24 protein-coding genes are annotated in these 26,322 nt (G+C 69.4%); 14 read left to right on the top strand and 10 right to left on the bottom strand.

Annotated elements, in window-relative coordinates:
• Positions 1–91 precede the first annotated feature (91 nt).
• Positions 92–1,345: a helix-turn-helix domain-containing protein gene (locus HDA41_RS23160; protein WP_184986790.1), complete on the top strand. Its 1,254-nt coding sequence runs from the start codon at positions 92–94 to the stop codon at positions 1,343–1,345.
• Positions 1,330–1,860, top strand: a complete 531-nt coding sequence (locus tag HDA41_RS23155) for a GNAT family N-acetyltransferase (protein ID WP_184986788.1) — start codon at positions 1,330–1,332, stop codon at positions 1,858–1,860. Before HDA41_RS23160 ends, HDA41_RS23155 begins: the two co-directional genes overlap by 16 nt.
• A 165-nt stretch (positions 1,861–2,025) precedes the next feature.
• Here HDA41_RS23155 and HDA41_RS23150 read toward each other — a convergent pair whose 3' ends face one another.
• Positions 2,026–2,175 (bottom strand): hypothetical protein, encoded by a 150-nt coding sequence (locus HDA41_RS23150; protein ID WP_184986787.1) that lies wholly within the window; start codon positions 2,173–2,175, stop codon positions 2,026–2,028.
• Between the two features lie 239 nt (positions 2,176–2,414).
• Between HDA41_RS23150 and HDA41_RS23145 the strand changes: the two genes are divergently transcribed.
• The 3 genes from HDA41_RS23145 to HDA41_RS23135 all read left to right on the top strand — a co-directional run bounded on the left by HDA41_RS23145 (position 2,415) and on the right by HDA41_RS23135 (position 7,650).
• On the top strand, positions 2,415–4,052 hold the full coding sequence (locus HDA41_RS23145) for a hypothetical protein (protein ID WP_184986785.1): 1,638 nt from the start codon (positions 2,415–2,417) through the stop codon (positions 4,050–4,052).
• A gap of 219 nt (positions 4,053–4,271) precedes the next feature.
• Positions 4,272–5,210 carry an aminoglycoside phosphotransferase family protein gene (locus HDA41_RS23140; protein ID WP_184986783.1) on the top strand — a complete coding sequence of 313 codons (939 nt, stop codon included), beginning with the start codon at positions 4,272–4,274 and terminating at the stop codon, positions 5,208–5,210.
• Positions 5,211–6,144: 934 nt separating this feature from the next.
• The gene (locus HDA41_RS23135; RefSeq protein WP_184986781.1) at positions 6,145–7,650 is read left to right on the top strand and encodes a SulP family inorganic anion transporter; all 1,506 of its coding nucleotides are present in this window, start codon (positions 6,145–6,147) and stop codon (positions 7,648–7,650) included.
• 63 nt (positions 7,651–7,713) lie between these two features.
• Here the strand turns inward: HDA41_RS23135 and HDA41_RS23130 are convergent, their stop codons facing one another.
• Positions 7,714–8,553: an alpha/beta fold hydrolase gene (locus HDA41_RS23130; RefSeq protein WP_184986779.1), complete on the bottom strand. Its 840-nt coding sequence runs from the start codon at positions 8,551–8,553 to the stop codon at positions 7,714–7,716.
• Positions 8,554–8,620: 67 nt separating this feature from the next.
• Here HDA41_RS23130 and HDA41_RS23125 point away from each other — a divergent pair, with 67 nt between their 5' ends.
• Both HDA41_RS23125 and HDA41_RS23120 read left to right on the top strand, forming a co-directional pair.
• Positions 8,621–9,100, top strand: coding sequence for a MarR family transcriptional regulator (locus HDA41_RS23125; RefSeq protein WP_184986777.1), 480 nt, complete (start codon positions 8,621–8,623; stop codon positions 9,098–9,100).
• Positions 9,101–9,192: 92 nt separating this feature from the next.
• On the top strand, positions 9,193–9,999 hold the full coding sequence (locus tag HDA41_RS23120) for a GNAT family N-acetyltransferase (RefSeq protein ID WP_184986775.1): 807 nt from the start codon (positions 9,193–9,195) through the stop codon (positions 9,997–9,999).
• A gap of 14 nt (positions 10,000–10,013) precedes the next feature.
• On the opposite strand, the gene HDA41_RS23115 is transcribed toward HDA41_RS23120, so the two are convergent.
• A complete protein-coding gene (locus tag HDA41_RS23115) occupies positions 10,014–11,099 on the bottom strand; it encodes a LacI family DNA-binding transcriptional regulator (RefSeq protein ID WP_376706812.1) in 1,086 nt (361 codons plus the stop codon).
• Between the two features lie 140 nt (positions 11,100–11,239).
• Between HDA41_RS23115 and HDA41_RS42315 the strand changes: the two genes are divergently transcribed.
• Positions 11,240–11,839, top strand: coding sequence for an antibiotic biosynthesis monooxygenase (locus HDA41_RS42315; RefSeq protein WP_184986773.1), 600 nt, complete (start codon positions 11,240–11,242; stop codon positions 11,837–11,839).
• Positions 11,840–11,861: 22 nt separating this feature from the next.
• Here HDA41_RS42315 and HDA41_RS23105 read toward each other — a convergent pair whose 3' ends face one another.
• The 3 genes from HDA41_RS23105 to HDA41_RS23095 all read right to left on the bottom strand — a co-directional run bounded on the left by HDA41_RS23105 (position 11,862) and on the right by HDA41_RS23095 (position 15,194).
• The gene (locus HDA41_RS23105) at positions 11,862–13,280 is read right to left on the bottom strand and encodes a sensor histidine kinase (RefSeq protein WP_184986771.1); all 1,419 of its coding nucleotides are present in this window, start codon (positions 13,278–13,280) and stop codon (positions 11,862–11,864) included.
• On the bottom strand, positions 13,281–14,000 hold the full coding sequence (locus HDA41_RS23100) for a response regulator transcription factor (RefSeq protein ID WP_078945695.1): 720 nt from the start codon (positions 13,998–14,000) through the stop codon (positions 13,281–13,283). It abuts the gene before it with no gap.
• 117 nt (positions 14,001–14,117) lie between these two features.
• Positions 14,118–15,194 (bottom strand): LLM class flavin-dependent oxidoreductase, encoded by a 1,077-nt coding sequence (locus HDA41_RS23095; protein WP_184986769.1) that lies wholly within the window; start codon positions 15,192–15,194, stop codon positions 14,118–14,120.
• Between the two features lie 149 nt (positions 15,195–15,343).
• Here HDA41_RS23095 and HDA41_RS23090 point away from each other — a divergent pair, with 149 nt between their 5' ends.
• Positions 15,344–15,679, top strand: a complete 336-nt coding sequence (locus HDA41_RS23090) for a YnfA family protein (RefSeq protein ID WP_059424491.1) — start codon at positions 15,344–15,346, stop codon at positions 15,677–15,679.
• A 35-nt stretch (positions 15,680–15,714) separates the two neighbouring features.
• On the opposite strand, the gene HDA41_RS23085 is transcribed toward HDA41_RS23090, so the two are convergent.
• On the bottom strand, positions 15,715–16,149 hold the full coding sequence (locus tag HDA41_RS23085; RefSeq protein WP_184986768.1) for an ester cyclase: 435 nt from the start codon (positions 16,147–16,149) through the stop codon (positions 15,715–15,717).
• Positions 16,150–16,263: 114 nt separating this feature from the next.
• On the opposite strand from HDA41_RS23085, the gene HDA41_RS23080 reads away from it, so the two are divergent.
• Positions 16,264–17,040, top strand: coding sequence for an SDR family NAD(P)-dependent oxidoreductase (locus HDA41_RS23080; protein WP_184986765.1), 777 nt, complete (start codon positions 16,264–16,266; stop codon positions 17,038–17,040).
• 264 nt (positions 17,041–17,304) lie between these two features.
• Here the strand turns inward: HDA41_RS23080 and HDA41_RS23075 are convergent, their stop codons facing one another.
• Positions 17,305–18,498, bottom strand: a complete 1,194-nt coding sequence (locus HDA41_RS23075; protein WP_184986763.1) for an RtcB family protein — start codon at positions 18,496–18,498, stop codon at positions 17,305–17,307.
• Between the two features lie 171 nt (positions 18,499–18,669).
• Here HDA41_RS23075 and HDA41_RS23070 point away from each other — a divergent pair, with 171 nt between their 5' ends.
• The 3 genes from HDA41_RS23070 (at position 18,670) to HDA41_RS23060 (ending at position 21,905) form a co-directional block, all read left to right on the top strand.
• Entirely contained in the window at positions 18,670–19,503 is an 834-nt protein-coding gene (locus HDA41_RS23070) for a DUF3558 domain-containing protein (RefSeq protein ID WP_184986761.1), read from the top strand.
• Positions 19,504–19,636: 133 nt separating this feature from the next.
• The gene (locus tag HDA41_RS23065) at positions 19,637–20,512 is read left to right on the top strand and encodes a DUF3558 family protein (RefSeq protein WP_230299398.1); all 876 of its coding nucleotides are present in this window, start codon (positions 19,637–19,639) and stop codon (positions 20,510–20,512) included.
• Between the two features lie 115 nt (positions 20,513–20,627).
• Positions 20,628–21,905: a DUF2637 domain-containing protein gene (locus HDA41_RS23060; protein ID WP_221511582.1), complete on the top strand. Its 1,278-nt coding sequence runs from the start codon at positions 20,628–20,630 to the stop codon at positions 21,903–21,905.
• Positions 21,906–21,960: 55 nt separating this feature from the next.
• On the opposite strand, the gene lysS is transcribed toward HDA41_RS23060, so the two are convergent.
• Positions 21,961–23,706: a lysine--tRNA ligase gene (gene lysS, locus HDA41_RS23055; RefSeq protein WP_184986755.1), complete on the bottom strand. Its 1,746-nt coding sequence runs from the start codon at positions 23,704–23,706 to the stop codon at positions 21,961–21,963.
• A 149-nt stretch (positions 23,707–23,855) separates the two neighbouring features.
• Between lysS and argS the strand changes: the two genes are divergently transcribed.
• On the top strand, positions 23,856–25,628 hold the full coding sequence (argS, locus tag HDA41_RS23050; RefSeq protein ID WP_184986752.1) for an arginine--tRNA ligase: 1,773 nt from the start codon (positions 23,856–23,858) through the stop codon (positions 25,626–25,628).
• A 150-nt stretch (positions 25,629–25,778) separates the two neighbouring features.
• Here argS and HDA41_RS23045 read toward each other — a convergent pair whose 3' ends face one another.
• On the bottom strand, positions 25,779–26,279 hold the full coding sequence (locus tag HDA41_RS23045) for a DinB family protein (protein WP_184986750.1): 501 nt from the start codon (positions 26,277–26,279) through the stop codon (positions 25,779–25,781).
• Between the last annotated feature and the right edge of the window lie 43 nt (positions 26,280–26,322).

Below are 26,322 nucleotides of genomic sequence, written 5' to 3'. Positions count from 1 at the left end.
CGCCCCGCAGCACCTACGCGAACCGGAAGACTTTACGCTCTGGTGACCTCGGGGCTGGTTCGGCCGGTAACCACAGGGCTACGGTCGGTCCATGGGAGCGAACGCCATCCTCAAGAGCCGGATGGAGGAACTCGGGCTCACCCAGGAAGAATTGGCTGGTCGGATGAACGCTGCGCTGGCAGAGATCACCGGCAGGCCCGGTGACGTCTCCGACCGCACAGTCCGCAACCTCCTCAATGGGACCTCCCGCCGCCCCATCGGACGCACGTGTGCAGCCCTGGAGCGGGTGTTCGGTTGTCCCGTCGAGGACTTAGGGTTCAGCGCACCACGCACCATGCAACACCCGCAGGAGGACCCCGTGCGGCGTCGCACTTTCCTCACCTCAGCGACCGGAAGCGCAGCTGCCGCCGTTCCCTTGGTGGCCCAACGCCGGACCGTCGGCATGTCGGACGTGGCCCGGGTCGCTGCCGGGATGAACGCCCTTGTCGAAGCGGACGACCGCCAGGGCGGACACACGGCACTGGAGAAGGCCGCCGCCCAGGGCCGCACCAGGGTGCTGGAACTACAGCAGCGCAACGCCGGCGAACGCGTCCGCCGAGCCCTGTACGCACTGGCCGCCGAGTACACCACCATCGCCGCCTGGTCCTGCATCGACGCCCGCAACCTCGACCAGGCCCAGAGCTACCTGAACGAATCAGCGGCGTACGCCGGCCTCTCCCAGGACGGCCCTACTGAAATCCGGGTGTGGGTCAACCTCTCGATGCTCGCCTATCAGCGGCAGAACTGGCCCGAAGCACTCGCGGCAGCTCAGGCCGCGCAAGCCTCCTCAGCGGCTCGCCGAGACCCGTTCTTCGACTCGCTGGGCCGAGTCCGCGTCGCTCTCGCATACGCAGCCCTCGGTGACGGCCATGCGGGCCTGCGCTCTCTGGGATCGGCCCAGGACACCTTCACCAGGGTGGCCGACCGCGAGCGCCCACGCTGGACGGCTTTCTACGGGCAGGCCGAACTCGACCACCTCGCCGCGATCGTCCAGTTCAACAGCGGACGCCACCCTCACGCCGAAGCCATGGCACACCGCGCTCTGGCCAGGATCCCGTCCGCCTTCCGGCGCAACAGGGCCCTCGCGACCGCCCAACTCGCCCTCGCACAGCTCCACCAGGGAGAAGCCGAACAGGCCACGGCCTCAGCCACCGACGTCTTCACGATCATGGATGGCGATCCACTACCCGGCCGTATGCGCACCCTCATGGGCGACTTCCACCGGGGCCTGTTCGTCATGGCCCCCTCCGCCTCCTGCGCACGAGACTGGGCAGACCGCATGCGAACCGAATGGAGCCGAGCGTGACCGACCTGCGTCACTTCCAGCACGGAAACCTTCCCGAAGGCTTCCGGCAGATGCTCATCGACGTACACGCCGACGCCTACGCCGACCAGATGGACGACCCCTTCCACCAGCGCTTCGCCTGGTTCGTCGACCACTGGACCGGCATGGACGGCTTCTCCTGCGTGGTGGCGTACGACGAAGACGAACCGGTCGGCTTCGCCTACGGCGCCCCCCTCGCACCGGGCCGGGAATGGTGGCGCTCCACCACATACGTGCCGAACAACGGCTACTCCTCCACCTACGCCGTGTCCGAGGTGATGGTGCGTCCGAGTTGGCGCAAGCAGGGCATTTCCGATCGCCTCCACGAAGCCTTGCTGAAGGAGCGCACCGAAGACCTCGCAGTACTCCTGGTCGACGTGACCCACCCCAAGGTGCAGGCGCTCTACGAGTCGTGGGGATACACCAAGGCGGGCGAACAACAACCCTTCGCCGACTCACCGGTGTACGCAGTCATGATCAAGGGCCTCCGAAGCTGAGCGCTCACCGTTGACCAACGGTGTACGGGTGGGACCGAAATCAGCAGCCTCGGTGACGAGCCTGCCGGTGGTGTTCCCTTGGCCGAGGATGCGGAGGACGGCGGAAGCGGATCACTGAGAGACCGGGTGACCCATGGCATGCAAGCATCTCCGATCGCCCAAGCGTCATTCACGACCCATCAGTTGGGCGAGTAGTGCTACCACCGCGGTGGCTACCGCCAAGGCCGCCCCAACTTCGGGTGCATGCAGGGTCAAGGCGACGACGAGGACTCCGACCAGCAGGAGGACTACGAGGCGCAAACTGATCTGTTCCATGAGGACCTACCTTCTGTGTGGCACTGACTGTGGTGCATCCAGCGTGGGTGCCTCACGGACGGTCCTGACGCCCCATGACGATCGCTGACAACATCGGCCAAGAACAGCCGCTGAATGACGGGCATGACTGATCCTGACGCCTGTGAGTGCGGGCGCCGACGCGACTGATCTACAAGACCTGACACAGAAGCACCAAGGGGGCAGTGACGGTGGTTGCTCAGCCATGGAAGAGGCCCGAGTTGGCTGACCAGCCTGACCTGAAGAGGCTGAACGATGAACTCCATGATCTGCGGCTGGACGCGGGGCTCCCGTCAGCGCGGACTATTCGCGATCACGTCGGGAAGGATGCGCAGGACTACTGGATCGTGAATCACCAGGCAGTGCTGGACGCCTTCCAGAAGCCAGATCTCCCGCCGTGGGGCCGCCTTGAGGCCATCGTCCGCGTCCTGGCCGAAGTCGATCGGCACAACGACGTAGACGGCGAGGTCGACCGATTCAAGGGCCTGTGGAAGCAAGTCGTCAGCGAGAGGGTCGCCCAAGCAGCGGTAGATCCTCCAGCAGATAGCCCCACGCCTGCTGCCGATGACGACGCAGACGACACGACTGAGTTTTCCGAGGACTCACCCAAGCAGGACGCCAAGGACCCAAGCGGGCGGGCAGCGGAAGAGCCATCGGCCGGCACGGGGACGCGATCCAACCCCGGCCGAGGCGCTGCGCAGTCCAACTACGCGGAGGAATCCTTGAAGGGACTGATCCTCAACGCAGCACAGGCCCTTTGGCACGACAAGGATGCTCTGAGAGTGTTTCTTGGTGTGGTGCGCCGCAGTAAGGGCTTCGCCAGGATGGCTGATGCCGCAGAGGAGCGACGTCCAGCAAACGCGACTTTCTACGGTGTGAAGAGCAGAGAATTCGAGGTGCCCGACTCTCCGGCGCGATTGGAGCTGGTCACGCTGCGTCGCCTCCTTGACGAACACAGGCTGAAGCGCAAGTGGTCCTTCACTTACATGGAGGAGCAGACGGGCGTCTCGTCGGATGCGTGGATCCGCTGGTACACCCACGATGACCTGCCCGAGCGTGAGGCGATCGTCGCGTTTTCTCACATGGCGCGGCTGACGCTAGAGGATCATGTTCTGTTGCTCGGCTTGTGGGAGGCTGCCCGCGACGCCTTGGAGATACAGAAACGCTCTGACGTGTTGCCGTCGAGTATCAGTTTCGACGAGGCGTGGGCCATGCGGGACCCGGCTGCACCGAGGTTGTGGGCACTTACGGGTGTCGGAGGCGACAACCTGGCTGCGTACGGCCCTAATCTGGCCTCCGGTACAGCTCCCGCGTTCGTTGTGGCCGGCCCGGCAAGGTCGGGTCGCTCCACGGCGCTGGTGAGCATGGCACGCTCTCTGCTCGCAGTTGGCGTTCCACTCGTGTTAGCCACGCCCAGGCCGTCGCCTCTACGAGAGCTGATTGGCCAGGAGGGCGTGCTGGCCTACTTCGTTCAGGACGACATCGGGCAGGACGAACCTGAAAGCCGAGTGTCTGTGGCGTCTGCTGAACAGCCGATCGTCGTCGTGATGGACGACGCGGAACTCTTGGGCGAGTGCAGTGCCTGGCGAGTTCTGCGGAACCTTTTGGAGCACGGCTTTGACGCGGGTACGGCGCTGGTCCTGGCAGGCGATGAAGAAAAGCTCCAGACGAGCTACCGCTGGCTAAACGGGGCGAAGAGAGCCCACCGCGGCCTCCTCCTGTCTCCTCAAGAGCGGCACGCCGGTGACTGGATCGGCATCAGGACGGGAGACTCCGTTGTCGGCAACCCAGTCACGCCCGGCCGAGGCTGGCTACACCTTGGGGACGGCAAACTTATGGCAGTGACCGTGCCGCGGTAAGGGCTGCCCCTGATCGAGCGGCACCCCTTCCACGCGGACGTGGCCCAGGCCCGCCCCCCTGAGCCTCGCGTCGGGGTCGGGCGTCATCGTGGTGGTCTTCTTCCCCCGTCTTCAGCGGATGACAGCACTTCCGTGTTCGTGTGCCGGACTGCCGGCAGGAGAAGCCGCACGACGAAAAAACGGATTGCAGTAGAAGATCGTGACGCGAATGCTGCCACCATGAAGATGCACGCCAACCAGCTCACCGTGTCACCTGAGACCGTGCGCACGTTGGTAGATCAGCAGTTTCCTGAGTGGCGGAGCCTGCCGGTCAGGAGCATTGCCGGCCACGGCACGGTCAACGCCATCTTCCGCATCGGCGATCGATTCTCGGCTCGATTCCCTCTTGAGTCCGCGGACGTCGAGTCGACGCGGCGCCAACTGGAACGCGAAGGCGAAGCGGCGCGCGAGTTGGCGGGGCGCACGCGTTTCCCCACGCCCGAGCCGGTCGCACTGGGCGAACCCGGGGCGGGCTACCCACTTCCGTGGTCGGTGCAGACGTGGCTGCCGGGCATCGTGGCCACCGACGAGGACCCAGGTGAATCGGTCGCGTTCGCCCGCGACTTGGCCGATCTCATCGGCGACCTGCGCGCGATCGACACACGTGGTCGCGCCTTTGCCGGCACAGGCCGGGGAGGCGACCTGCGATCCCATGACGCGTGGATGGAGACCTGCTTCGAACACAGCGAGCAACTCCTGGATGTTCCCCGGCTTCGCCACCTCTGGGCAACGCTGCGCGAGCTGCCGCGCGGTACAGCGCAGGACATGATGACCCACGGTGACCTGATTCCCGGCAACGTGCTCGTGTCCGCCGGACGGCTGGCGGGGATTCTTGACGTCGGCGGCTTCGGGCCGGCCGACCCTTCTCTGGATCTCGTGAGCGCGTGGCATGTGCTCGATGCCGGGCCGCGGCGGGTTCTCCGCGACCACCTGGTGTGCGACGACCTCGAATGGGAGCGGGGCAAGGCGTGGGCCTTCGTTCAAGCCATGGGGTTGGTCTGGTACTACGTCGAAAGCAACCCACCCATGAGTCGGATGGGCCGACGCTCCTTGGAACGCATCATGGCGAGCACCGGAGGCCGGCTCGGTGACAACAGGGGTGACCGCGGGCGCCCCTGAGCGCTTCTACCGCTCCCGTAGGGCAAGCGGGGCCACTTACCGTCTTGCGTCCAATCAGCGTTCCCTGTGCGGGGGAGGGCCGTGCCCGGCCGGGGGCGCGGGCCAAGGGGACCTGCCGGAGCCGACACCGTCAGCGACGGCCGCCATGGGTGTACACGTCGACGTCGAACGCGGCCGAACTGTGGGACACGCTTGTCGTGCCGTCCGCGGAGACGGTGACGTCCAGGGAAGCGCCGGCGACTTGGAGCCCTCTGATCGGCGCCAACGCGGGCGCCGTCAAGGAATAGCCCCACCGCGACGACGCCTCCCTCCGGACAGGGACACGGCCACGCGCAGACCGCCTCCGCACTCTCCCGCCCCACAACTGGATCAACGGCCCCAACGAGCTGGCCTTCCACGACGGCCAGTGGAGGTGAGTCTCTCGCCGGCCGGACGTGGCCGTGGGTGTTCGGCGAGCCGATCTGCCAGTGTGGCCGCGAAATCCTCGGCCCTGGCCGGCTTGGTGCGCAGATCCTCCAGCCGCCGCTGCCCGGCCTGCTCGAAGCCGCGCAGCCGTTCCAGGAGTCCTCCCGCTCGGAGGCGGGCGGGCCGAGGGGACGACGAGTCCGGTCTCCTTGTGCTTGTACAGTTGCTCGTGAATCTGGAGCTTGCAGGAGAGACGCGTGCGTGAGTCCGTGGTGCCCGGCACCGCTGCCTGTCCGCCGTGATCCTGCGCCGCCGACCCGACTCCCGCCCCGAATCCTGACCCGAGTCCTGACGCGCATCCGATCGCGTCTGTCGGCTCCGTTCTGAGTCTTCCGCCCGTGAGCGGGCCGATCGCGGGAAGCCGGACCGGCCTTCCGCCCCGTATTCCGCACGTCCCATTCCCCACGTCCCATTCCGCACGCCTCGTCCCGCCCGGGGATGTGCCCGAGCACGACAGGTAGCTGTTTCCTTGTCTTCCTCCGTACTGTCCCCCACCGCCCGACTGCGCGGCCTCAAGCCCGACTGGCTGCGTGATCCGAAGGTCTGGCGCACCGAGGTGCTGGCCGGCCTGGTGGTCGCGCTCGCCCTGATCCCGGAGGCGATCTCCTTCTCCATCATCGCCGGGGTCGACCCGGCGATCGGCCTGTTCGCCTCCTTCACCATGGCCGTCACCATCGCGGTCGTCGGCGGCCGCCGGGCGATGATCTCCGCCGCCACCGGAGCCGTCGCCCTCGTGATCGCTCCGCTGAACCGTGAGCACGGCTTCGGCTACCTCGTCGCCGCCGTGATCCTGGCCGGTGTGTTCCAGATCGTCCTCGGCGCGCTCGGCGTCGCGAAGCTGATGCGATTCGTGCCGCGCTCGGTGATGGTCGGCTTCGTCAACTCCCTCGCCATCCTCATCTTCATGGCGCAGGTGCCGGAGATGACCGGCGTGCCGTGGCCGGTCTATCCGCTGATCGCCGCCGGGCTGGCGCTGATGGTGTTCTTCCCCAAGCTCACCACCATGGTCCCGGCGCCGCTGGTGTCCATCGTCATCCTGACCGTGATCACCCTGGCGGCCGGGATCGCCGTGCCGACCGTGGGCGACAAGGGCGAGCTGCCGTCCTCCCTCCCCGTGCCGGGGCTGCCGGACGTGCCGTTCACCCTCGACACGCTGACGACCATCGCGCCGTACGCGCTCGCCATGGCGCTGGTCGGGCTGATGGAGTCGCTGATGACGGCCAAATTGGTCGACGACATCACCGACACCCGCTCCTCCAAGACCCGCGAGTCCGTCGGGCAGGGCATCGCCAACATCGTCACCGGGTTCTTCGGCGGCATGGGCGGCTGCGCCATGATCGGCCAGACGATGATCAACGTTCGGGTGTCCGGCGCCCGTACCCGCCTGTCGACGTTCCTGGCCGGAGTCTTCCTGATGGTGCTGTGTGTCGTCTTCGGGCCGGTCGTCTCCGACATTCCCATGGCGGCGCTGGTCGCGGTGATGATCATGGTGTCGGTCGCCACCTTCGACTGGCACTCCATCGCGCCGAAGACGCTGCGGCGGATGCCGGCCGGGGAGATCACCGTCATGGTGGTCACCGTCGCGTGCGTGGTCGCCACGCACAACCTCGCCATCGGTGTGGTCGTCGGCTCGATCACCGCGATGGTCGTCTTCGCCAAGCGCGTCGCCCACCTCGCCGAGGTCACCGCCGTCACCGACCCCGACGGCACGAGGGTCGTCTACCGGGTGACGGGCGAGTTGTTCTTCGCCTCCTCCAATGACCTCGTCGGCCGGTTCGACTACGCCACCGGCCCCGACAAGGTCGTCATCGACCTGTCCGCCGCGCACATCTGGGACGCCTCGTCCGTCGCCGCCCTGGACGCCATCGAGACCAAGTACGCCCAGCGCGGCAAGACGGTCGAGATCATCGGCCTGAACGAGCCCAGCGCCCGGATCCACGAGACGCTCAGCGGCGAACTCACCGGCGGCCACTGACCGGGCGCGAGCAACCGCGCGTGTCGGGCCGGTTGACGCCGGTTGACAAGGCTGCCGCGATGCTCAGGCCAGGAACTCTGCCAGCAGGCGGTTGAGTTCGGCCGGTCGCTCGGTGGGGAGGGAGTGGTGGGAGGCGTCCGGCAGGGTGACGACGCTCGCTCTGGGCAGGAGCCGGCGTGCGGCGGCCGCTGTGCGCGGCACGTCGTGAACCCGGCTGTGTTCGGCCAGGACCACCAGGGCCGGGACGGTGCAGGCCCTCAACTGCTGTGCCCTGGGGCGTCGCATGGCGACGACCTTCGACCGCCGGGCGGTGGCGGTACTGTCCAGGAACGCCCGCCACACCGGATCCTCAGGGGCGCGGCCGGTCTCCCACCGGTGGAAGGCCCGCACGCGCTCCGCGGTGGGCTTCAGCAACACCGGCAGCCCGTGCATGAGGTAGCGCGGGCTCATGCCGGCGAAGCAGTTCGTCGGGTCGAGCAGCGCGAGTCTGCCGAGCCGGTGGGGCGCGTGCAGCGCGTAGTTCAGGGCGATCCAGGCGCCGTAGGAGTGGCCGCACAGGTGTGCCCCGTCCAGGTCCAGTTCGTCGAAGAGCGCGTCGAGCCAGGCCACCAGGTCGCCGGCGCCGCGCAGTGACGCCCCGTCGTGCACACTGCGACCGATGTCGCCCATCAGGTCGACGGCGTAGACCCGATGGGCGGAGGCCAGGGCTTTGACATTGGCGAACCAGACCACCGAGGTTGATCCACCGCCGGGCAGGAGCACGACCGGAGCGCCGTCCTCCGGGCCGCAGACGTGGACCCGCGTGCTGCCGTAGGGGGACGGAACGTCGACGCTGTGGACCTCGACGGGCCACTGTCGCAGGACGGCGTCGTACGCCGCGAAGAAGACTGCCTCGTCATCCATTGTCTCCGCCTTATAATTACTCGGTCATCAATAATCTCGTCTATCGAGATACTATGGGAGTGAGAGCGTGGACGACCAGGACCCCGGACTTCGACTGGTCCACCTGCTGCGAGCCGTCACGGTGGAACTGGACCTTCTCGCTGCCGAGTTCGCCGGCCGCGAGGGGCTTCATCCCACGGATGTGCGCGCACTGATCCACCTGCTGGACGCCGGCCGGGAGGGCGTGAGGGCCACTCCTGGATGGCTCGGAGCGCAGTTGGGTGTGAACTCGGCCTCGACCACTGCCCTGGTCGACCGGCTGGAGCGGCTGGGGCTCGTGCGCCGGGAACGGGACACGCGCGACCGTCGGCGGGTGCTGCTGGTCGTCCAGGACGAGGCCGTCACCCTGGGCTGGTCGTTCTTCGGGCCGCTGATCCACGAGATGGTCGCCGAGATGCGGTCCTTCGAGGAGACGGAGCTGGCCACGGTGCGGCGTTTCCTGCTGGCCATGCGCGATGTCGCCGCCGCACGTCGACGGGCCCAGCAGGACGGCTCTGCCCGACGGTGAACACATGGGCGGGATGAGGCAGCCCCGCGAAGGGCAGTACGTGTACGGGGCACGGCCAACGCCCGCGCTCCGTCGCCGACCGGGGGGATTCCATGCACGATCTCGCGGACTCGATCGAATCGATGGAGCAGCTCGCCGCGGTGTGGCGGGTCATGGTGCTCGACCGGGATCCGCGGGCGGACGTCCGCGATCTGCCGGGGATCGCCGTCCGCTGGGCCGACTGCCGGTTCGCCTTCTGGAACTGCGTCACGCTGACCGAGCAGGGCACCACCGCCGGGCTGCTGCATCAGCGGCTGAACGAGGCCGCGGAGATCATGCGGTCGAAGAAGTGCCCAGGTTTTCTGTGGGTCTTCGAGGATCTGCTCGACCACGAGGCGCGCGCGGGGCTCGGGGACGCCGCCGAGCGAGCCGGGCTCGTGCACGCCTTTCCCGGTACGGGTATGGCGGGAGACTTACTGCCCGTTCCCGAGCCCGCCCACCCCGAGCTGACGTTCGTGCGCGTCACCACCGATGAGCAGCTGCAAGCCTTCGCCGACATCAACTCGCGTGCCTACGGCTTCCCGCTGGAGGACGGCCGTGACGGTCTGGGCCGCTCCTCGCTGTGGAAAAGCCAGGTGTACGCCTACCTGGGCGTGCGGGACGACGGCACTCCCGTGAGCTGCGCCGCCACCGTCGAGGCCGAGGGCCGCCTCTTCGTGCTGCTCGTCGCCACGGATCCGGCGTGGGAGCGCCGGGGATACGGAGAAGCGGTGACGCGCAAGGCCCTGCACGAGGGCGGCAGGGCCACCGGGCTGACCCGGGCGGCCCTGCACGCCACCGTCGCCGGAGCGCCCGTGTACCCGCGCATCGGGTTCGAGGCGAACTCCCCGATGCGGTTCTTCGCCCTCGCGGACCAATGACGCGGGCCCGGGCCTCAAGAAGGCGCCCTGCCCAGCGTCCCCTCACCCCCCGTGTGTCGCTCACCCTCGTCCCGGGGCCGGGCCACCGGCGCGGTCGTGGCCCGCGGGATCACATACGTCGGCAGCACGACATGCCGCTCGTGGTCCGCACCGGAGTCGTCGATGAGCTTCAGGGCCAGTTCCCCGGCCTCCCGGCCCATGTCGGACGGTGACTGGGCGACCGTGGACAGGTCGAACCAGTCGGCCAGCGGCTGGTCGTCGTAGCCGAGGACGGAGACGCGCTCGGGTACCGCGATCTGCGTCCTGCGCATGTTCCAGATGAGGGCGACGGCGAGCTCGTCCTGCTCGGCGAAGACGGCGGTGGGCGGCTCGCGCAGGCTCAGCAGCGTGCCGAGCACCTCGGCGGCGGCGCGTTTGTCGCCGGCCCGCGTGGACACCACCAGGGCGTCGTCGAGCGGGACTCCCGCCTCGGTGAGGGCCTGCTGGTACCCCAGCAGCCGTTCGTCGGAGCTGAAGGAGAAGCCGCTCGCGCCCGCGGTCTGGACGAAGGCGATCCTGCGGTGGCCCAGGTTGAGCAGATGCCGGGTGCCGTGCAGGGCGCCGGCCACGTCGTCGACGTAGACGCTGGGCCGTCCGGCGACCTGCCGGCTGACGTAGATCACCGGCATGCCGAGGTCGTCCAGCCGGGCGGTCTCCTCGTCGGTGAGGTCGAAGGAGAACACCAGGAGCGCGTCGGCGTTGCGGCGTGCCGGGAGGTGCTCGAAGAACGCGGTGCGCTCGGCCAGGTCGGGGACCTCGTAGACGTTCAGCTGCAGGCCCGCCGCCCGCAGCAACGGGGCCAGGCTGGACAGGGCGGATCCCATGAACCAGGAGTCGAGCGTCGGGACCAGCACCGCCACCGTCCCGGTCCGGCCCGTGACCAGGCTCGCGGCCTGCCGGGACACCGCGAAGTTCAGCTCGCGCGCGGCCTTCTCGACGCGGGCCCGCACCTCCGGCGAGACCGTGGACAGGCCGCGCAGCGTGCGCGAGACGGTGGAGGTGGAGACCCCGGCCCGTTCGGCGACGTCGGCCATCGTGGGGTGCCGTTGAGCTGGAGGCATGAGCGGACGGTAGCAGCCGTCGGACCGGGCCGGACCGAGCGTCGAGCCCCGGACGGGCGGCGGTGTAAAGCAGTTGACGACTCCCTGCCGCCCTCGGGCACGATCTCGGTTCCGCTCCCGTTCACGAAGGAGTTCCGTCCGTGCCCTCAACCCCCTTCCCGGACCTGACCGTCCCCGGCACGCTGGTGATCGGCACGCGGTACGCCGACGGTCTTGAGCAGCAACAGGCGCTCGTGGAAGCCGAGTTCGCCTCACTGACGTCCCCGCCCGCCGGGCCTGCCGCCGTCAGCTGGTTCCTCAGTACGGACGGAGAGACGGTGCTGACGCTCGCCCGGTGGACCGACGACACCGCCGTTCCACCGGCCGGTCCGCCCCGCTACCGGATCTACCGCAGCCTCGCCGAGGAGCGGGAGACGCGCGTCCCGGGGTGTCTGATCACCGCCGCGTTCGACGTCGACGGGCCCGAGCGGCAGCGCGCCTTCACCGACGCGGTGATCGCGGCCCAGCCGCGCGAAGGCGGCCACCCCGGGGCGATCTCCGCCCACTTCCTGCACAGCGTCGACGGCAGCCGGGTGCTGCTCTACGCCGAGTGGACCAGCGCCGAGGCACACCAGGAGGCCGCCGAGGCCGGGGACCACGACAAGGGGCACGAGTTGTTCTCGGGGACGCCCGGAGTGCGTCTCACGCGCGGCGGGCGGTTTCACCTGCATCGCACCCTGCGGCGGGATCCCGCGAGGTGAGCCCACGCGAAGGCGGGTGATGTCAGTCGAGCCCCCCGCCCACCGTGAACCCGATCACCGTCCCGCCCCCCTCCCGCCGGAACGCGAACGACGCTCCCCCGTGCGCGAGTGCCACCTCCCGGACGATGGACAGGCCCAGGCCGGAGCCCGGCAGGGAGCGGGCGTCGGCGGCGCGGTAGAAACGGTCGAAGACGCGGTCGAGGTCCTTGTCGGCTATGCCGGGGCCGCGGTCGAGGACCTCGACGCGGATCGTGCCCAGCCGGGCGGGCCCGGAGACGACGATCTCGATGGGGCGCGTACCGCCCTGGTCGAACTTCACGGCGTTCTCGACGAGGTTGGACAGCGCCCGGGTCAGCATCCCGGGCCGCCCGTCGGTGGTGGTGTCGCCGCTCGCGCGGAGCAGCATCCGCCGGCCGCTGCGGCGCCGGGCGACGGCCGCCACCTCCTCCGCGATGTCGGCCAGGTCCACCCGCTGCGGCGGCTCGGTGTCGGACTGCCCGGCCGCGAGGTCGACGAGCTCGTTGACCAGGTCGGTCAACTCACGGGCCTCCTGGCCCAGGTCGGCGACCAGTTCCTCGCGGGTCCCGGGCGGGAGTTCGTCGATCCGGCGGAGCAGGGAGATGTTCGTACGCAGGGAGGTCAGCGGCGTACGGAGCTCGTGGCCCGCGTCCTGGACCAGGCGGCGCTGGTCCTCCTCGGACTGGGCGAGCCGCCCCAGCATGCGGTCGAAGGCCCGGCCGAGCCGGCCCACCTCGTCGTGCCCGGCGACGGGCACCTGGATGCCGAGACGGCGCGTGCGGGCGACGTCCTCGGCGGCGTCGGTGAGGACGACCAGGCGGCGCGTGATCCGCCGGGCCAGCCACCAGCCGAACAGGCCGGCGGCGATCACGACGGCGGCCATCAGCAGCAGCGTCCGCCGCTGGAGCGCCCGCAGCAGGTCCTCGACGTCGCTGAACTCCTGCGCGACCTGCACCGCGCCCCGGCCGCCGCCGAGGGAGACGGTCGCGACGCGGTAGACGTCGTCGCCCACGTCGACGTCCTTGTGCTCGGCCACCCGCCCGGACGTCACCGCCGCGGCGATCCGCACATCGGCGCCCGTGACCGGCAGTCCGGGGCTGCCCGGGTCGACGACATGGCCGTCCGGGCCGAGCACCTGCACATCGGTACGGGCGGGCCGGACCAGGTCGTGGCCCGGCGCGGCGGACGAGAAGTCGCCGGGCGTCATGCGGTTCTCCCGCACCTCGTCGCGCAGATCCTGCACGACCTCGGCGAACACGGTCTGCTGGTCCACCCGCACCAGCCGGGCCGCCGCGCTGTACGACAGGATGCCGACCAGCATCGTCACGGCCGCCGTCACCGCCGCGAACGACACCGCGAAGGTGGTGCGCAGCGAGACCAGCTTCGGCCGCCGCCCGCTGAAGCGCCGGCCGAGGCGGCCCACTCAGTCCTCCCGCAGCACGTAACCCACGCCGCGCACCGTGTGGATCAGCTGCGGCGCGTCCGGCTCGTCGAGCTTGCGGCGCAGGTAGCCGACGTAGACGGCGAGGTTCTTCGAGCCGGGGCCGAAGTCGTAGCCCCAGATGCGGTCGTAGATCGTCGAGTGGTCGAGGACGATGCCCGCGTTGCGGACCAGCAGCTCCAGCAGTTCGAACTCGGTGCGGGTCAGCTCCAGCTCGCGGGCGCCGCGCCAGGCCCGGCGCGCCTGCGGGTCCATGCGGATGCCGGCCGCCTCGATGAACCGCTCGGGGACCGGCCGGGGCGCCTCGGCCACGGGCGCGCCGCCGACGCCCACCGGGCTGGTGCGGCGCAGCAGGGCGCGCAGCCGGGCGAAGACCTCCTCCACGTCGAAGGGCTTCACCACGTAGTCGTCGGCGCCCGCGTCCAGGCCGGCGATCCGGTCGGCGGTCTCCACGAGGGCCGTGAGCATCAGGATCGGCGTCCGGTCGCCCTCGGCGCGCAGCACGCGGCACACCTGGAGCCCGTCGATGCCGGGCATCATCACGTCCAGGACGAGGACGTCCGGACGGTTGCGGTGGGCCTGCGCCAGTGCCTCGACACCGTCGGCGACCGCCATGACCTGGTAACCCTCCAGGGTCAGGGCGCGCTCCAGGGCGTTGCGGATGGCGCGGTCGTCTTCGGCGAGCAGCACTGTTTGGGACACGCGTCCAGTGTGCCCCGCCGCCGGGGTTCCGGGACCGGATGAGCTGCGCCGGAGCGTCCTTCTTACTGCCCTCTCACCAGGGGGCACGCAACCGCGGGCCGGGTGCCTACCGTCCTCTCACCCACGGGCCTGCGCGAGCCGGGCCGCGTGCGTCGGGGCGTCCGGCACGTCCGCCGGGCGGCCCACGGCGAACTCCTTGCGCAGCACCGGTACGACCTCCTCGCCCAGCAGGTCGATCTGCTCCAGCACGGTCTTCAGCGGCAGCCCGGCGTGGTCGACCAGGAACAGCTGGCGCTGGTAGTCACCGGCGTACTCGCGGAAGGCCAGCGTCTTCTCGATGACCTGCTGCGGGGAGCCGACGGTCAGCGGCGTCTGCGCCATGAAGTCCTCCAGCGACGGCCCGTGCCCGTAGACGGGTGCGACGTCGAAGTAGGGCCGGAACTCGCGCACCGCGTCCTGTGCGTTCTTCCGCATGAACACATGCCCGCCGAGCCCGACGATCGCCTGCTCGGGCGTGCCATGCCCGTAGTACGCGTACCGCTCCCGGTACAGCTCGACCATGCGCTTGGTGTGGTCGGCCGGCCAGAAGATGTTGTTGTGGAAGAAGCCGTCGCCGTAGTACGCGGCCTGCTCGGCGATCTCCGGCGAGCGGATCGACCCGTGCCAGACGAACGGCGGTACGCCGTCCAGCGGGCGGGGAGTGGCGGTGAAGCCCTGCAACGGCGTGCGGAAGTTCCCCTCCCAGTCGACGGACTCCTCGCGCCACAGCCGGTGGAGGAGGGCGTAGTTCTCGATCGCGAGCGGGATGCCCTGGCGGATGTCCTGCCCGAACCAGGGGTAGACGGGGGCGGTGTTGCCGCGCCCCAGCATGAGATCCACCCGGCCGTCGGCCAGGTGCTGGAGCATCGCGAAGTCCTCGGCGATCTTCACCGGGTCGTTGGTGGTGATGAGGGTGGTGGCCGTCGAGAGGATCAGCCGCTCGGTACGGGCGGCGACGTAGCCGAGCATCGTGGTCGGGGACGACGGCACGAACGGCGGGTTGTGATGCTCGCCGGTGGCGAAGACGTCGAGGCCGGCCTCCTCGGCCTTCAGCGCGATGGCGACCATGGCCTTGATGCGCTCGCGTTCGGTCGGCGTCCGGCCGGTGGTCGGGTCGGGCGTGACATCGCCGACGCTGAAGATCCCGAACTGCATGGTCGCTCACCCTCCAGATTATTTATCGTTCAACCATACCCTCGGAGGTCAGAAGTGGCAGCGGTCCCCCACGCGCGGCGCCCCCGGACACCGCCCATCAGGTGACACCACACCCCGGGCGCCAGGTCCGCGCATGCCAAGCTGCTCGCATGCAGATCCTGCGTTCCGCCACCCTCTTCGTCCTCGCCGCCCTGCTGGAGATCGGCGGCGCGTGGCTGGTCTGGCAGGGCGTGCGTGAGAACAAGGGCTGGCTGTGGGCGGCCGGCGGCGTCCTCGCGCTCGGCGCCTACGGCTTCGTCGCGACGTTCCAGCCCGACGCCCACTTCGGCCGCGTCCTCGCCGCGTACGGCGGGATCTTCGTCGCCGGTTCGATCCTGTGGGGCGTCATCGCGGACGGCTACCGCCCGGACCGCTGGGACATCACGGGCGCACTGATCTGCCTCGCGGGCATGGCGGTGATCATGTACGCCCCGCGAGGAAACTGACCGGCCCTCTGGGCCGGGGACTCAGGGCCGGGGACTCAGAACGGCTCGTCGGGCAGCAGCCCCAGTTGCCCCAGGAAGTCCATCTCGTCGAAATACAGGCGGTAGTCGACGATCCGGCCGTCCTTCACGGTGGCGATGTCCACCCCGCGGATCCTGATCTCCTTCTGCGTCGGGGGGAGCGTCTCACCGTTGGGCAGGTGCAGCGGCCCGGTGTTCCGTCCGCTGAAGATCCCTTCGTCGATGGCGGTGTCGCCGACTTCGTAGGAGTGCAACGTCTGGAACGTCGCCTCGGGGACCGCCTCCGTCATCGTCCGCCAGTACTCGACGATGTTGTCGCGCCCGTGCAGCTCCCCCTCGTCGGGGGTGAAGGCGACCGCGTCCTCGGCGTACAGCTCGCTGATGACATTCAGATCGGAGTGCTCGGTGAGCGCGTCCGTGAGCCGGTCCATGACCTCACGTGCCTCTCCCATGACCAACCTCCACAGGAACAGGAGGATCACCCGCCCCCATTCTCCCACCGTGAGGGCCACCTATCCTGGCCGCAGACCGCACCACCGCCCGTCCACCACGCCCGAGGAGCTCCCATGGCCACCGCCGCCCCGTCCGCCGCCTCCCGCATCGCCGTCGTCACCGGTGCGAGCAGCGGAATCGGTGCCGCCACGGCCCGGCAGCTCGCCGCCGCGGGCTACCGCGTCGTCCTCACCGCCCGCCGCAAGGACCGCATCGAGGCGCTGGCGGAGGAAATCACCGAGGCGGGCCACCAGGCCACGGCGTACCCCCTCGACGTCACCGACCGCGCGGCGGTCGACGAGTTCGCCACGGCCTTCAAGACGATCGGCGTGCTGGTCAACAACGCGGGCGGCGCGCTCGGCGCCGACCCGGTCGCGACCGGTGACCCGGCCGACTGGCGCCAGATGTACGAGACGAACGTCATCGGCACGCTCAACCTCACCCAGGCCCTGCTGCCCAAGCTGGTCGCGAGCGGCGACGGCACGGTCGTGGTCGTCTCCTCCACCGCCGGCCACGGCACCTACGAGGGCGGCGGAGGCTACGTCGCCGCCAAGCACGGCGCCCACGTCCTCGCCGAGACACTGCGCCTGGAGATCGTCGGCCAGCCGGTCCGCGTCATAGAGATCGCCCCCGGCATGGTCAGGACGGACGAGTTCGCCCTGACCCGCTTCTCCGGCGACAAGGAGAAGGCGGAGAAGGTCTACGAGGGTGTCGCCGAACCCCTCACCGCCGACGACGTCGCCGACACCATCACCTGGGCGATCACCCGCCCCAGCCACGTCAACGTCGACCTCCTGGTCCTGCGCCCCCGCGCCCAGGCCTCCAACTCGAAGGTCCACCGGGACCTGTGAGGCCGGACGCCGAACGCCGAACGCGACCAGGAACGGGAACGAGAACACATCCTCGATCACCCGAACGGGCCAAAGGGGCCATTTGACCGTCGAGATCAAGCTGAACGAACTCGGCCTGCTCTACGGCCGCAAGTCAACGGACATCACCCCGCCTCGTGGGTCCGCCCACCCCACGAGAAACCGGGGGCGGAGCGGATCCACTGGACAACGGACAGAGCCAACAAGCTCCTCGACGGAGTGGTACCGCTGCCCGACTGACCACTCCTAGCCCTTCACGCAGACAACCTGCTTCAGCTTCGCCACGACCTCCACCAGGTCCCGCTGCTGATCGATGACCTGCTCGATCGGCTTGTAGGCGCCCGGGATCTCGTCCACGACGCCGGAGTCCTTACGGCACTCCACGCCCCGCGTCTGCTCCTCCAGGTCCTTCGTCGAGAACCGGCGCTTGGCCGCGTTGCGGCTCATGCGCCGGCCCGCGCCGTGCGAGGCGGAGTTGAAGGACTTGGCGTTCCCGAGGCCCTTCACGATGTACGAACCCGTGCCCATGGAGCCGGGAATGATCCCGTAGTCGCCGGAACCGGCCCGGATCGCGCCCTTGCGGGTCACGAGCAGGTCCATGCCGTCGTAGCGCTCCTCGGCCACGTAGTTGTGGTGCGCGCTGATCTCCGGCTCGAAGGCCGGCTTCGCCTTCTTGAACTCCTTGCGGATCACGTCCTTCAGGAGCGCCATCATGATCGAGCGGTTGTACTGCGCGTACTCCTGCGCCCAGAACAGGTCGTTGCGGTAGGCCGCCATCTGCGGGGTGTCCGCGACGAAGACGGCGAGGTCGCGGTCGACCAGGCCCTGGTTGTGCGGGAGCTTCTGAGCCACGCCGATGTGGTGCTCGGCCAGCTCCTTGCCGATGTTGCGGGAACCGGAGTGGAGCATCAGCCAGACAGAACCGGTCGTATCCGTGCAAACCTCGACAAAGTGGTTACCGCCACCGAGCGTTCCCATCTGCTTCGTGGCACGTTCCTGACGGAACTTGACCGCCTCCGCAACCCCGTCGAACCGCCCCCAGAAGTCGTCCCACCCGGCAGTGGCCAGCCCATGGAACCGCCCGGGGTCGACAGGATCGTCATGCATCCCCCGCCCCACCGGAATCACCTGCTCGATCCGCGACCGCAGCCGGGACAGATCCCCGGGCAGGTCGTTCGCCGTCAGGGACGTCTTCACCGCCGACATCCCGCAGCCGATGTCGACGCCCACCGCCGCCGGGCACACCGCACCCCGCATGGCGATGACCGAGCCGACCGTCGCGCCCTTGCCGTAGTGGACGTCGGGCATGACGGCCAGGCCCTTGATCCAGGGCAGCGTGGCGACGTTCTGGAGCTGCTGGAGTGCGGAGCCCTCGACCGTGGACGGGTCGGCCCACATCCGGATCGGTACTTTCGCACCAGGCATCTCTACATACGACATAGCGTCCTCAATCCCCCGTAAACGAACAGAAGTCCTCAACAGCAAATACCGGAGCCAAGGTCTACGAAAGGGAATCCGGACCGGCGTCCACGGCAGTGCGTGCGATAGACATTGTGTTCACCGGCCGCCCCGCGGCGGCAAGCCATTATCCGCGTCGAGAGGAGCCACCACGTGCAACGGAAGGCGTACGCACCCGGCATCGCCGCGCTCCTCGTGGCCCTGCTGGCCGGCTGCACCGGCAGTTCGGGCGACGGCGGCGCGACGGAGGACTCCAACCCGGGCGGCACGGGCACGGCTTCGGCCGCCGCCGAGCCGGGCCGGTACCGCACGCTGCCCGAGCCCTGTGGTGCCGTCGGCCAGAGCTCCCTCGACGAACTCCTGCCCGGAATCCGGCAGATCACCGACGAGGAACAGCGCGAGAAGGCGTACGAGGGCGAGGCGACGGTCACGTACGACACCGACCGCAAGGTCGGCTGCCAGTGGAAGGTCGACTCCCAGCAGGCCACGAACCATCTGCTCGTCGACTTCGAACGGGTCGTCTCCTACGACAACGCGGTCAGCGACGACAACCAGGCCGAGCAGCTCTTCGCGGAGAGGGAGGCGGCGGCCCACCTGCCCGAGCCGACCGCCACCGAGTCGGCGGCCGTCGGCAGCACGCCGGCCGGCGGCTCCTCCGCCGCTCCGAGCGGCTCCCCGTCCCCGTCCGGCACCTCGCTCCCGTCCGGCACCTCCTCGCCGTCGGCGTCCGCCTCCCCCTCGACCGATCTCCAGCCCCGCGTCCTGGAGGAGGTCGGCGACGAGGCCTTCCTCGACGACGAGCTGAGCAGCTCCGGTTCGACGGCCAAGCAGCGCACGGTGACTGTGGCATTCCGCACGTCCAACGTCATCGTGACCATCGAGTACGCCGAGCAGCCGGCCACCGTCGGCGTCGTCCCGGACAGCAAGGAAATGCAGGACAGGGCCCGGAAACTGGCCTCGCAGCTGGCTGATTCACTGAGCGGCTGAGGCCCCTTCACGCCCCCTTCACGCGCACCCGCAAAGCACCCGAAGGAGGAACACACAGCGGCCTCACCGCGTACCGTGACCACTCGGACCCGTTCCGATCGCAGGAACCACGAGCGTCATGAGTGAAGGAACCATGCAGCGACGAGCACAGCGAGACCGAGACCAGCGAGCGAAGCGACTCCACCGCGTCCTTGTCTGCGCGGCCGCCGTCCCCGTGATGCTGGTCGCCGCCGGCTGCTCCTCGGACTCCGGCTCCGGCGACAGCACGGACGAGGCCGCGAAGGCCGCCGCCTCGGCGTCCGCGAGCCCGTCGCCGACCGTTCAGGCGGCGGCGTACGGCAAGCTTCCGGAGCCCTGCAAGGTGCTGTCCAAGAAGACGTTGGAGAACCTCGTTCCGGAGGGCAAGTCCGGCAAGGAGGGCAAGTCGGACGACATCTCCACCCGGGGCAACTGCTCCTGGAACAGCCTCGACAACAACGGCGTCAAGGGCTCGCAGTTCCGCTGGCTGAACGTGTCGATGCTGCGCTTCGAGTCGGACGTCACCCGCGGCCCGGCCGACAAGCTGGCCCAGGAGTACTACGAGAAGCAGATCCAGGACGCCCAGGCCGTGGAGGGCGCCAAAAGCACCAAGACGGAGCCGGTTTCCGGGACGGGCGACGAGGCGACGGCCGTGCGCTACGAGCTGAAGAAGAAGGAAGGCACCTTCAAGCAGCAGACGGTCGTGGCGCGCGTCGAGAACGTCGTCGTCACCCTCGACTACAACGGCGCGGGCCTGGCGGGCGACAAGAGCCCGAGCGCCGACGACCTGATGAAGGACGTGAAGAAGGCCGCCAAGGAGGCGGTGGCGGCGGTGTCCGAGGCGAACGGTGCGGGCGGCGGCAAGGCGAGCGGCGCCCCGTCCAAGTCCCCGTCCAAGGCCCCGTCGAAGTCGGCGTCCGAGGGCGCGTCGGACGAGCCCTCGAAGGACGCGTCGAGGTCGCCGTCCAAGCAGCCCGCTTCGAAGGCCTGACCGAGCCCGACGGGAACCGGCCACCCGTTCCCCGCACACATGTGCCACCCTGTTGCGCGCACCAACACGCAAGGGGAGGGGATTACGGGTGGCCGCGCCACTTCAGCTGACTCGGATGCACCGCGTTCTCATCGGTGTGGTCGTGGCCGGCGCCGTGATCATCGCCGGCATCGGCTTCGCCGGTTCGTACGCGGCGGTCCGCGAACTGGCCCTCCAGAAGGGCTTCGGGAACTTCTCCTACGTCTTCCCGATCGGCATCGACGCGGGTATCTGCGTCCTGCTGGCCCTGGACCTGCTCCTCACCTGGATCAGGATCCCCTTCCCGCTCCTGCGCCAGACGGCGTGGCTCCTGACAGCGGCGACGATCGCCTTCAACGGCGCCGCCGCCTGGCCGGATCCGCTCGGTGTCGGCATGCACGCGGTGATCCCGATCCTGTTCGTGGTCTCGGTCGAGGCGGCCCGCCACGCGATCGGCCGGATCGCCGACATCACGGCCGACAAGCACATGGAGGGCGTCCGCCTCACCCGCTGGCTGCTCTCCCCCCTGCCGACGTTCCTCCTCTGGCGCCGTATGAAGCTCTGGGAGCTCCGCTCCTACGACCAGGTCATCAAGCTGGAGCAGGAACGTCTCGTCTACCAGGCCCGCCTGCGCTCCCGCTACGGCAGGAACTGGCGCAGGAAGGCCCCGGTGGAGTCCCTGATGCCACTGAGGCTGGCCAGGTACGGAGTGCCGTTGGCGGAGACGGCCCCGGCGGGCCTGGCAGCGGCGGGCATAGAGCCCGCGCTGATTCCCCCGCCGCCGCAGCCGCAGCCTCAGCTCGACCCAGGCGTGGCCGCGGGCGGTCGCGCCGCCGGGGCGGCGCCCGTCCCGCAGAGGGCTGCGCCTGCCGTCGAGCGGCGCCTGGAGCTCGACGGCACCCCTCACGCAGAGCACCCCGAATTCGAACCCGAACCGGAACCCGAACCGGAGCAGAGCCCCTGGTTCAACGCCCCCCGCGAGGTCGAGTACCAGGGCGGCTACGACCCTGCCTACAACCCCGAGCAGTACGCCCAGTGGATCGCCGAACAGCAAGAGGCCGAGCAGTACCAAGTCCAGTACGAGCAGGAACCCACCCCGGAGGACACCGGCAGCTTCCCCATCCCGGTGGGCCCCAACCGCACCCGGGAACTGGGCGACGGCGGCGGCACCCCGCCCGCCCCCGAGCCGGACGAGGAGTCGTACTACCAGGTGTTCCGTCAGTCGATCGACGGCAGCTATCCCACACCCCGGGCCCTCGGCGACAACATCCAGGCGACCTACGGGACGACGCTGAGCCCCGGCGCCCTGAAGACCCTGGTGGAACGCTTCCAGAAGCGCCACACGGCGGAACTGGAAGAAGACCACATCGCATAAGGGCAAGAGAGAAGGGGCCCCGCGTACAGGGCCCCTTCCCACACACCGGCGGTGACTACTCCCCGAGCAGGGCCCGCACCCGCTCCTGCCCCACCGCCAGCAGCAGCGTCGGCAGCCGCGGCCCCGTGTCCCGCCCGACCAGCAGGTGGTACAGCAGGGCGAAGAAGGACCGCTGGGCGGTCTTGATCTCCGGCGGCAGTTCCTTGGGCGTGGCGTCGGCGGGGAACCCGGCCTGCACCTTGGGCACGCCGTAGACGAGGTGCGTCAGCCCGTCGAGCGACCAGTGGTCGGCCAGGCCGTCGAGCAGCAGCCGCAGCGACTCCCGTCCCTGCTCGTCGAGGGACTTCAGCAGCTCGGCGTCGGGCTCGTCGCGCACGATGGTCCGCTGTTCGGCGGGCACGTGCGTGTTGATCCAGGCCTCGGCCTTGTCGTACCGCGGCCGCACCTCGTCGAGCGAGGTCAGCGGCTGCTCCGGGTCGAGCTCGCTCAGGATCCGCAGCGCCTGGTCCTCGTGCCCGGCGGTGATGTCCGCGACGGACGCCAGCGTCCGGTACGGCAGCGGCCGGGCCGTCCGCGGCAGCTCACCGGCGGCCGTGCGCACCGCACGCGAGTGCGCGGCGACGTCGGCCGGCAGGGCGCTGCCGTCGGCGACCTTGGCGTCCAGCCGGTCCCACTCGTCGTACAGCCGCTGGATCTCCTGGTCGAAGGCGACCTTGAAGGACTGGTTGGGCCGGCGCCGGGCGTAGAGCCAGCGCAGGAGCTGCGGCTCCATGATCTTCAGGGCGTCGGCGGGCGTGGGCACGCCGCCCTTCGAGGACGACATCTTCGCCATGCCGGAGATCCCGACGAAGGCGTACATCGGGCCGATCGGCTGCTTCCCGCCGAAGATCCCGACGATCTGCCCGCCGACCTGGAACGACGACCCGGGAGAGGTGTGGTCGACGCCGCTCGGCTCGAACACGACCCCTTCGTAGGCCCACCGCATCGGCCAGTCGACCTTCCAGACCAGCTTGCCGCGGTTGAACTCGCTCAGCCGGACCGTCTCGGAGAAGCCGCACGCGGTGCAGGCGTACGTCAGCTCGGTGGAGTCGTCGTCGTAGGACGTGACGGTCGTGAGGTCCTTCTCGCAGTTGCCGCAGTACGGCTTGTACGGGAAGTACCCGGCGGAGGCGGAGCTGCCGTCGTCCTCGGCGGCCGCGCCGGAACCCTCGGCGGCCTCCAGCTCGGCCTCGTCGAGGGGCTTCTGCGGCTGCTGCTGCTTGGCGGGGGCCTTCTTCGTCCGGTACTGGTCGAGGATCGCGTCGATGTCGCCGCGGTGCTTGATGGCGTGCAGGATCTGCTCGCGGTAGACGCCGGAGGTGTACTGCGCGGTCTGGCTGATCCCGTCGAACTCCACGCCCAGCTCGGCCAGCGACTCGATCATCGCGGCCTTGAAGTGCTCGGCCCAGTTGGCGTGCGAGGAGCCCTTCGGCGCCGGGACGGACGTCAGCGGCTTGCCGATGTGCTCGGCCCACGACTCGTCGACGCCGGCGATGCCCTGGGGCACCTTCCGGTACCGGTCGTAGTCGTCCCAGGAGATCAGGTGCCGCACCTGGTGTCCCCGGCGGCGGATCTCGTCGGCGACGAGATGCGGGGTCATGACCTCGCGCAGGTTCCCGAGGTGGATGGGGCCGGACGGCGAGAGTCCGGACGCGACGACGACGGGTTTGCCCGGGGCTCGGCGCTCCGACTCCTCGATGACCTCATCCGCGAAACGGGAGACCCAGTCGGTGGTCTCGGTGCTCTGAGCCACGATCGGCACGTCCTTCTTTCTGCATCGGGCAGCCGGTACGGTCGCACGGCTGACCGCACCATTGTCCCAGACCCCCTCGCGCCCGGAAAAACGGCTTTACCCCCATGGGATACTGGCCGTGTCTATCCATTCCCTCGAGGAGAACGGCACCCTTACCTATGGCCTCGGTCACGTCCCTCAGCGACTCCGTCCACCAGCGCCTCGCGGCGGCCCTGTCGGCGGCTGTGCCGCAGGCCGGTTCCGCGGACCCGCTGCTGCGACGAAGCGACCGGGCCGACTTCCAGGCCAACGGGATCCTGGCCCTCGCGAAGAAGGAGAAGGCGAACCCGCGGGAGCTGGCGACGCAGGTCGTCTCCCGGGTCGAGTCGGGTGAGGTGATCAAGGACGTCGAGGTCTCCGGCCCCGGCTTTCTGAACATCACGATCACGGACCGGGCGATCACGGAGAACCTCGCCGCGCGCTACGCGGACGACACCGGCCGCCTCGGCGTGCCGCACGCCGAGCACCCGGGCACCACGGTCATCGACTACGCCCAGCCGAACGTGGCGAAGGAGATGCACGTCGGTCACCTGCGCTCCGCGGTGATCGGCGACTCGGTGGTGCAGTTGCTGGAGTTCACCGGCGAGACGGTGGTGCGGCGTCATCACATCGGCGACTGGGGCACCCAGTTCGGCATGCTCATCCAGTATCTGGAGGAGCACCCGCACGAGCTGGACCACAGGGACGGCGGGGATCTGCAGGCCTCCGGCGAGCAGGCGATGTCGAACCTGGACCGCCTCTACAAGGCCGCGCGCAAGGTCTTCGACTCCGACGAGGAGTTCAAGACGCGGGCCCGGCGCCGGGTGGTGGACCTGCAGGCGGGCGACCCGCAGACCCTCGCGACGTGGCAGAAGTTCGTGGACGAGTCGAAGATCTACTTCTTCTCCGTCTTCGAGAAGCTGGACATGGAGATCCGCGACGAGGACATCGTCGGCGAGTCCGGTTACAACGACATGCTCGCGGAGACCTGCCGCCTGCTGGAGGAGTCGGGCGTCGCGGTCCGTTCGGAGGGCGCGCTCTGTGTCTTCTTCGACGACATCAAGGGCCCGGACGGCAAGCCGGTCCCGCTGATCGTGCAGAAGTCGGACGGCGGCTACGGCTACGCGGCGACCGACCTCTCGGCGATCCGCGACCGCGTCTTCAACATCAAGGCGAACACGCTGCTGTACGTGGTGGACGCCCGCCAGTCGCTGCACTTCAAGATGGTCTTCGAGACGGCCCGCCGGGCGGGCTGGCTGGACGAGGACGTCAAGGCGGTGCAGCTCGCCTTCGGTACGGTCCTCGGCAAGGACGGCAAGCCGTTCAAGACCCGTGAGGGCGAGACGGTCCGCCTGGTCGACCTGCTCGACGAGGCGATCGACCGGGCCTCGGCGGTGGTCCGGGAGAAGGCGCAGGACCTCTCCGAGGAGGAGATCGCCGAGCGGGGCACCCAGGTCGGCATCGGCGCGGTGAAGTACGCGGACCTGTCGACGTCGGCGAACCGGGACTACAAGTTCGACCTGGACCAGATGGTCTCGCTGAACGGCGACACGTCCGTCTACCTCCAGTACGCCTACGCCCGGATCCGCTCGATCCTGCGCAAGGCCGGCGAGTCCCGCCCGTCCGCGCACCCCGAGCTGGAACTGCACGCGGCGGAGCGGGCCCTGGGCCTGCACGTCGACGCGTTCGCGGAGACGGTGGCCGAGGCGGCGGCGGAGTACGCCCCGCACAAGATGACGGCGTACCTGTACCAGCTGGCGTCGCTCTACACGACGTTCTACGACAAGTGCCCGGTGCTGAAGGCCGAGTCGGCGGAGCAGATCGAGAACCGCCTGTTCCTCTGCGACGTCACGGCCCGCACCCTCCACCAGGGCATGGCCCTGCTGGGCATCCGGACGCCCGAGCGGCTCTGAGACGGCCCCTGGTGACAGGGCCGAGGGCGGCACTCCCCCCGTGGAGTGCCGCCCTCGGGCGTTGTGGCGGGCCGCCGCTCAGCGGCGGCCGGCCCACGCGCGGGACGTCCCGCGCGCTGCTTCGACGCCCGCGTCCGGCGGGGCGCCGGGTCAGCGCTGGGCCGTGGTGTTCGCGCCGTCGAGTGCCTCCCGGACGATGTCCGCGTGCCCGGCGTGCTGGGCCGTCTCCCTGATCAGGTGCAGCAGGATCCGGCGCGCCGACCAGTACTCGGGCTCCGGCGGCGACCACGGAGTCGTCGGCAGCGGCACACTCCGCCCCAGGTCCGGCGGCCCGGCCGCGGCTTCGTCGGTCGCCCGGGCGGCCGCCGCGTACCGCTCCAGCAGCGCGGGGAGCGTCTCGCCCTCGGCCATGCGGTACTGCTCCATGTCGGCCATGCCGTCGGGGAGTTCACCGTCGCCCTTGGTCATGATCTGCGTCCACGCCTCTTCCGCTTGGGCGAGATGCTTCACGATCCCGCCCAGGGTCAGCTCACTGACGGTCGTACGCTGCGCGGCCTGCGCGTCGGTGAGTCCGCGCACGGTGATCAGCAGCAACTCCCGCTGCTCCGCGAGCGCCTGCGACAGGTCCGTCTTCTCCGGGGAAGTGGTCATGGGAGGACCGTACGGAGCGGGTAGGTCAGTCCGTGTCCTAAGG

It is taken from the genome of Streptomyces caelestis, from assembly GCF_014205255.1.
GTDB lineage: Bacteria > Actinomycetota > Actinomycetes > Streptomycetales > Streptomycetaceae > Streptomyces > Streptomyces caelestis.
The sequence above is the reverse complement of the archived record's forward strand: the minus strand, read 5'-3'. Positions and strand labels throughout refer to the sequence as shown.

Bases quoted from the DNA above. Each gene is read 5' to 3' on its own strand.
- HDA41_RS23085 (WP_184986768.1), bottom strand. From the start codon at position 16,149: ATGGGAGAGGCACGTGAGGTCATGGACCGGCTCACGGACGCGCTCACC.
- HDA41_RS23120 (WP_184986775.1), top strand. From the start codon at position 9,193: ATGCACGATCTCGCGGACTCGATCGAATCGATGGAGCAGCTCGCCGCG.
- HDA41_RS23150 (WP_184986787.1), bottom strand. From the start codon at position 2,175: ATGGAACAGATCAGTTTGCGCCTCGTAGTCCTCCTGCTGGTCGGAGTC.
- HDA41_RS23075 (WP_184986763.1), bottom strand. From the start codon at position 18,498: ATGTCGTATGTAGAGATGCCTGGTGCGAAAGTACCGATCCGGATGTGG.
- HDA41_RS23140 (WP_184986783.1), top strand. From the start codon at position 4,272: ATGAAGATGCACGCCAACCAGCTCACCGTGTCACCTGAGACCGTGCGC.
- HDA41_RS23130 (WP_184986779.1), bottom strand. From the start codon at position 8,553: ATGGATGACGAGGCAGTCTTCTTCGCGGCGTACGACGCCGTCCTGCGA.
- HDA41_RS23115 (WP_376706812.1), bottom strand. From the start codon at position 11,099: ATGCCTCCAGCTCAACGGCACCCCACGATGGCCGACGTCGCCGAACGG.
- HDA41_RS23080 (WP_184986765.1), top strand. From the start codon at position 16,264: ATGGCCACCGCCGCCCCGTCCGCCGCCTCCCGCATCGCCGTCGTCACC.
- HDA41_RS23160 (WP_184986790.1), top strand. From the start codon at position 92: ATGGGAGCGAACGCCATCCTCAAGAGCCGGATGGAGGAACTCGGGCTC.
- HDA41_RS23095 (WP_184986769.1), bottom strand. From the start codon at position 15,194: ATGCAGTTCGGGATCTTCAGCGTCGGCGATGTCACGCCCGACCCGACC.
- HDA41_RS23045 (WP_184986750.1), bottom strand. From the start codon at position 26,279: ATGACCACTTCCCCGGAGAAGACGGACCTGTCGCAGGCGCTCGCGGAG.
- HDA41_RS23090 (WP_059424491.1), top strand. From the start codon at position 15,344: ATGCAGATCCTGCGTTCCGCCACCCTCTTCGTCCTCGCCGCCCTGCTG.
- HDA41_RS23065 (WP_230299398.1), top strand. From the start codon at position 19,637: ATGCAGCGACGAGCACAGCGAGACCGAGACCAGCGAGCGAAGCGACTC.
- argS (WP_184986752.1), top strand. From the start codon at position 23,856: ATGGCCTCGGTCACGTCCCTCAGCGACTCCGTCCACCAGCGCCTCGCG.
- HDA41_RS23060 (WP_221511582.1), top strand. From the start codon at position 20,628: ATGCACCGCGTTCTCATCGGTGTGGTCGTGGCCGGCGCCGTGATCATC.
- HDA41_RS23155 (WP_184986788.1), top strand. From the start codon at position 1,330: ATGGAGCCGAGCGTGACCGACCTGCGTCACTTCCAGCACGGAAACCTT.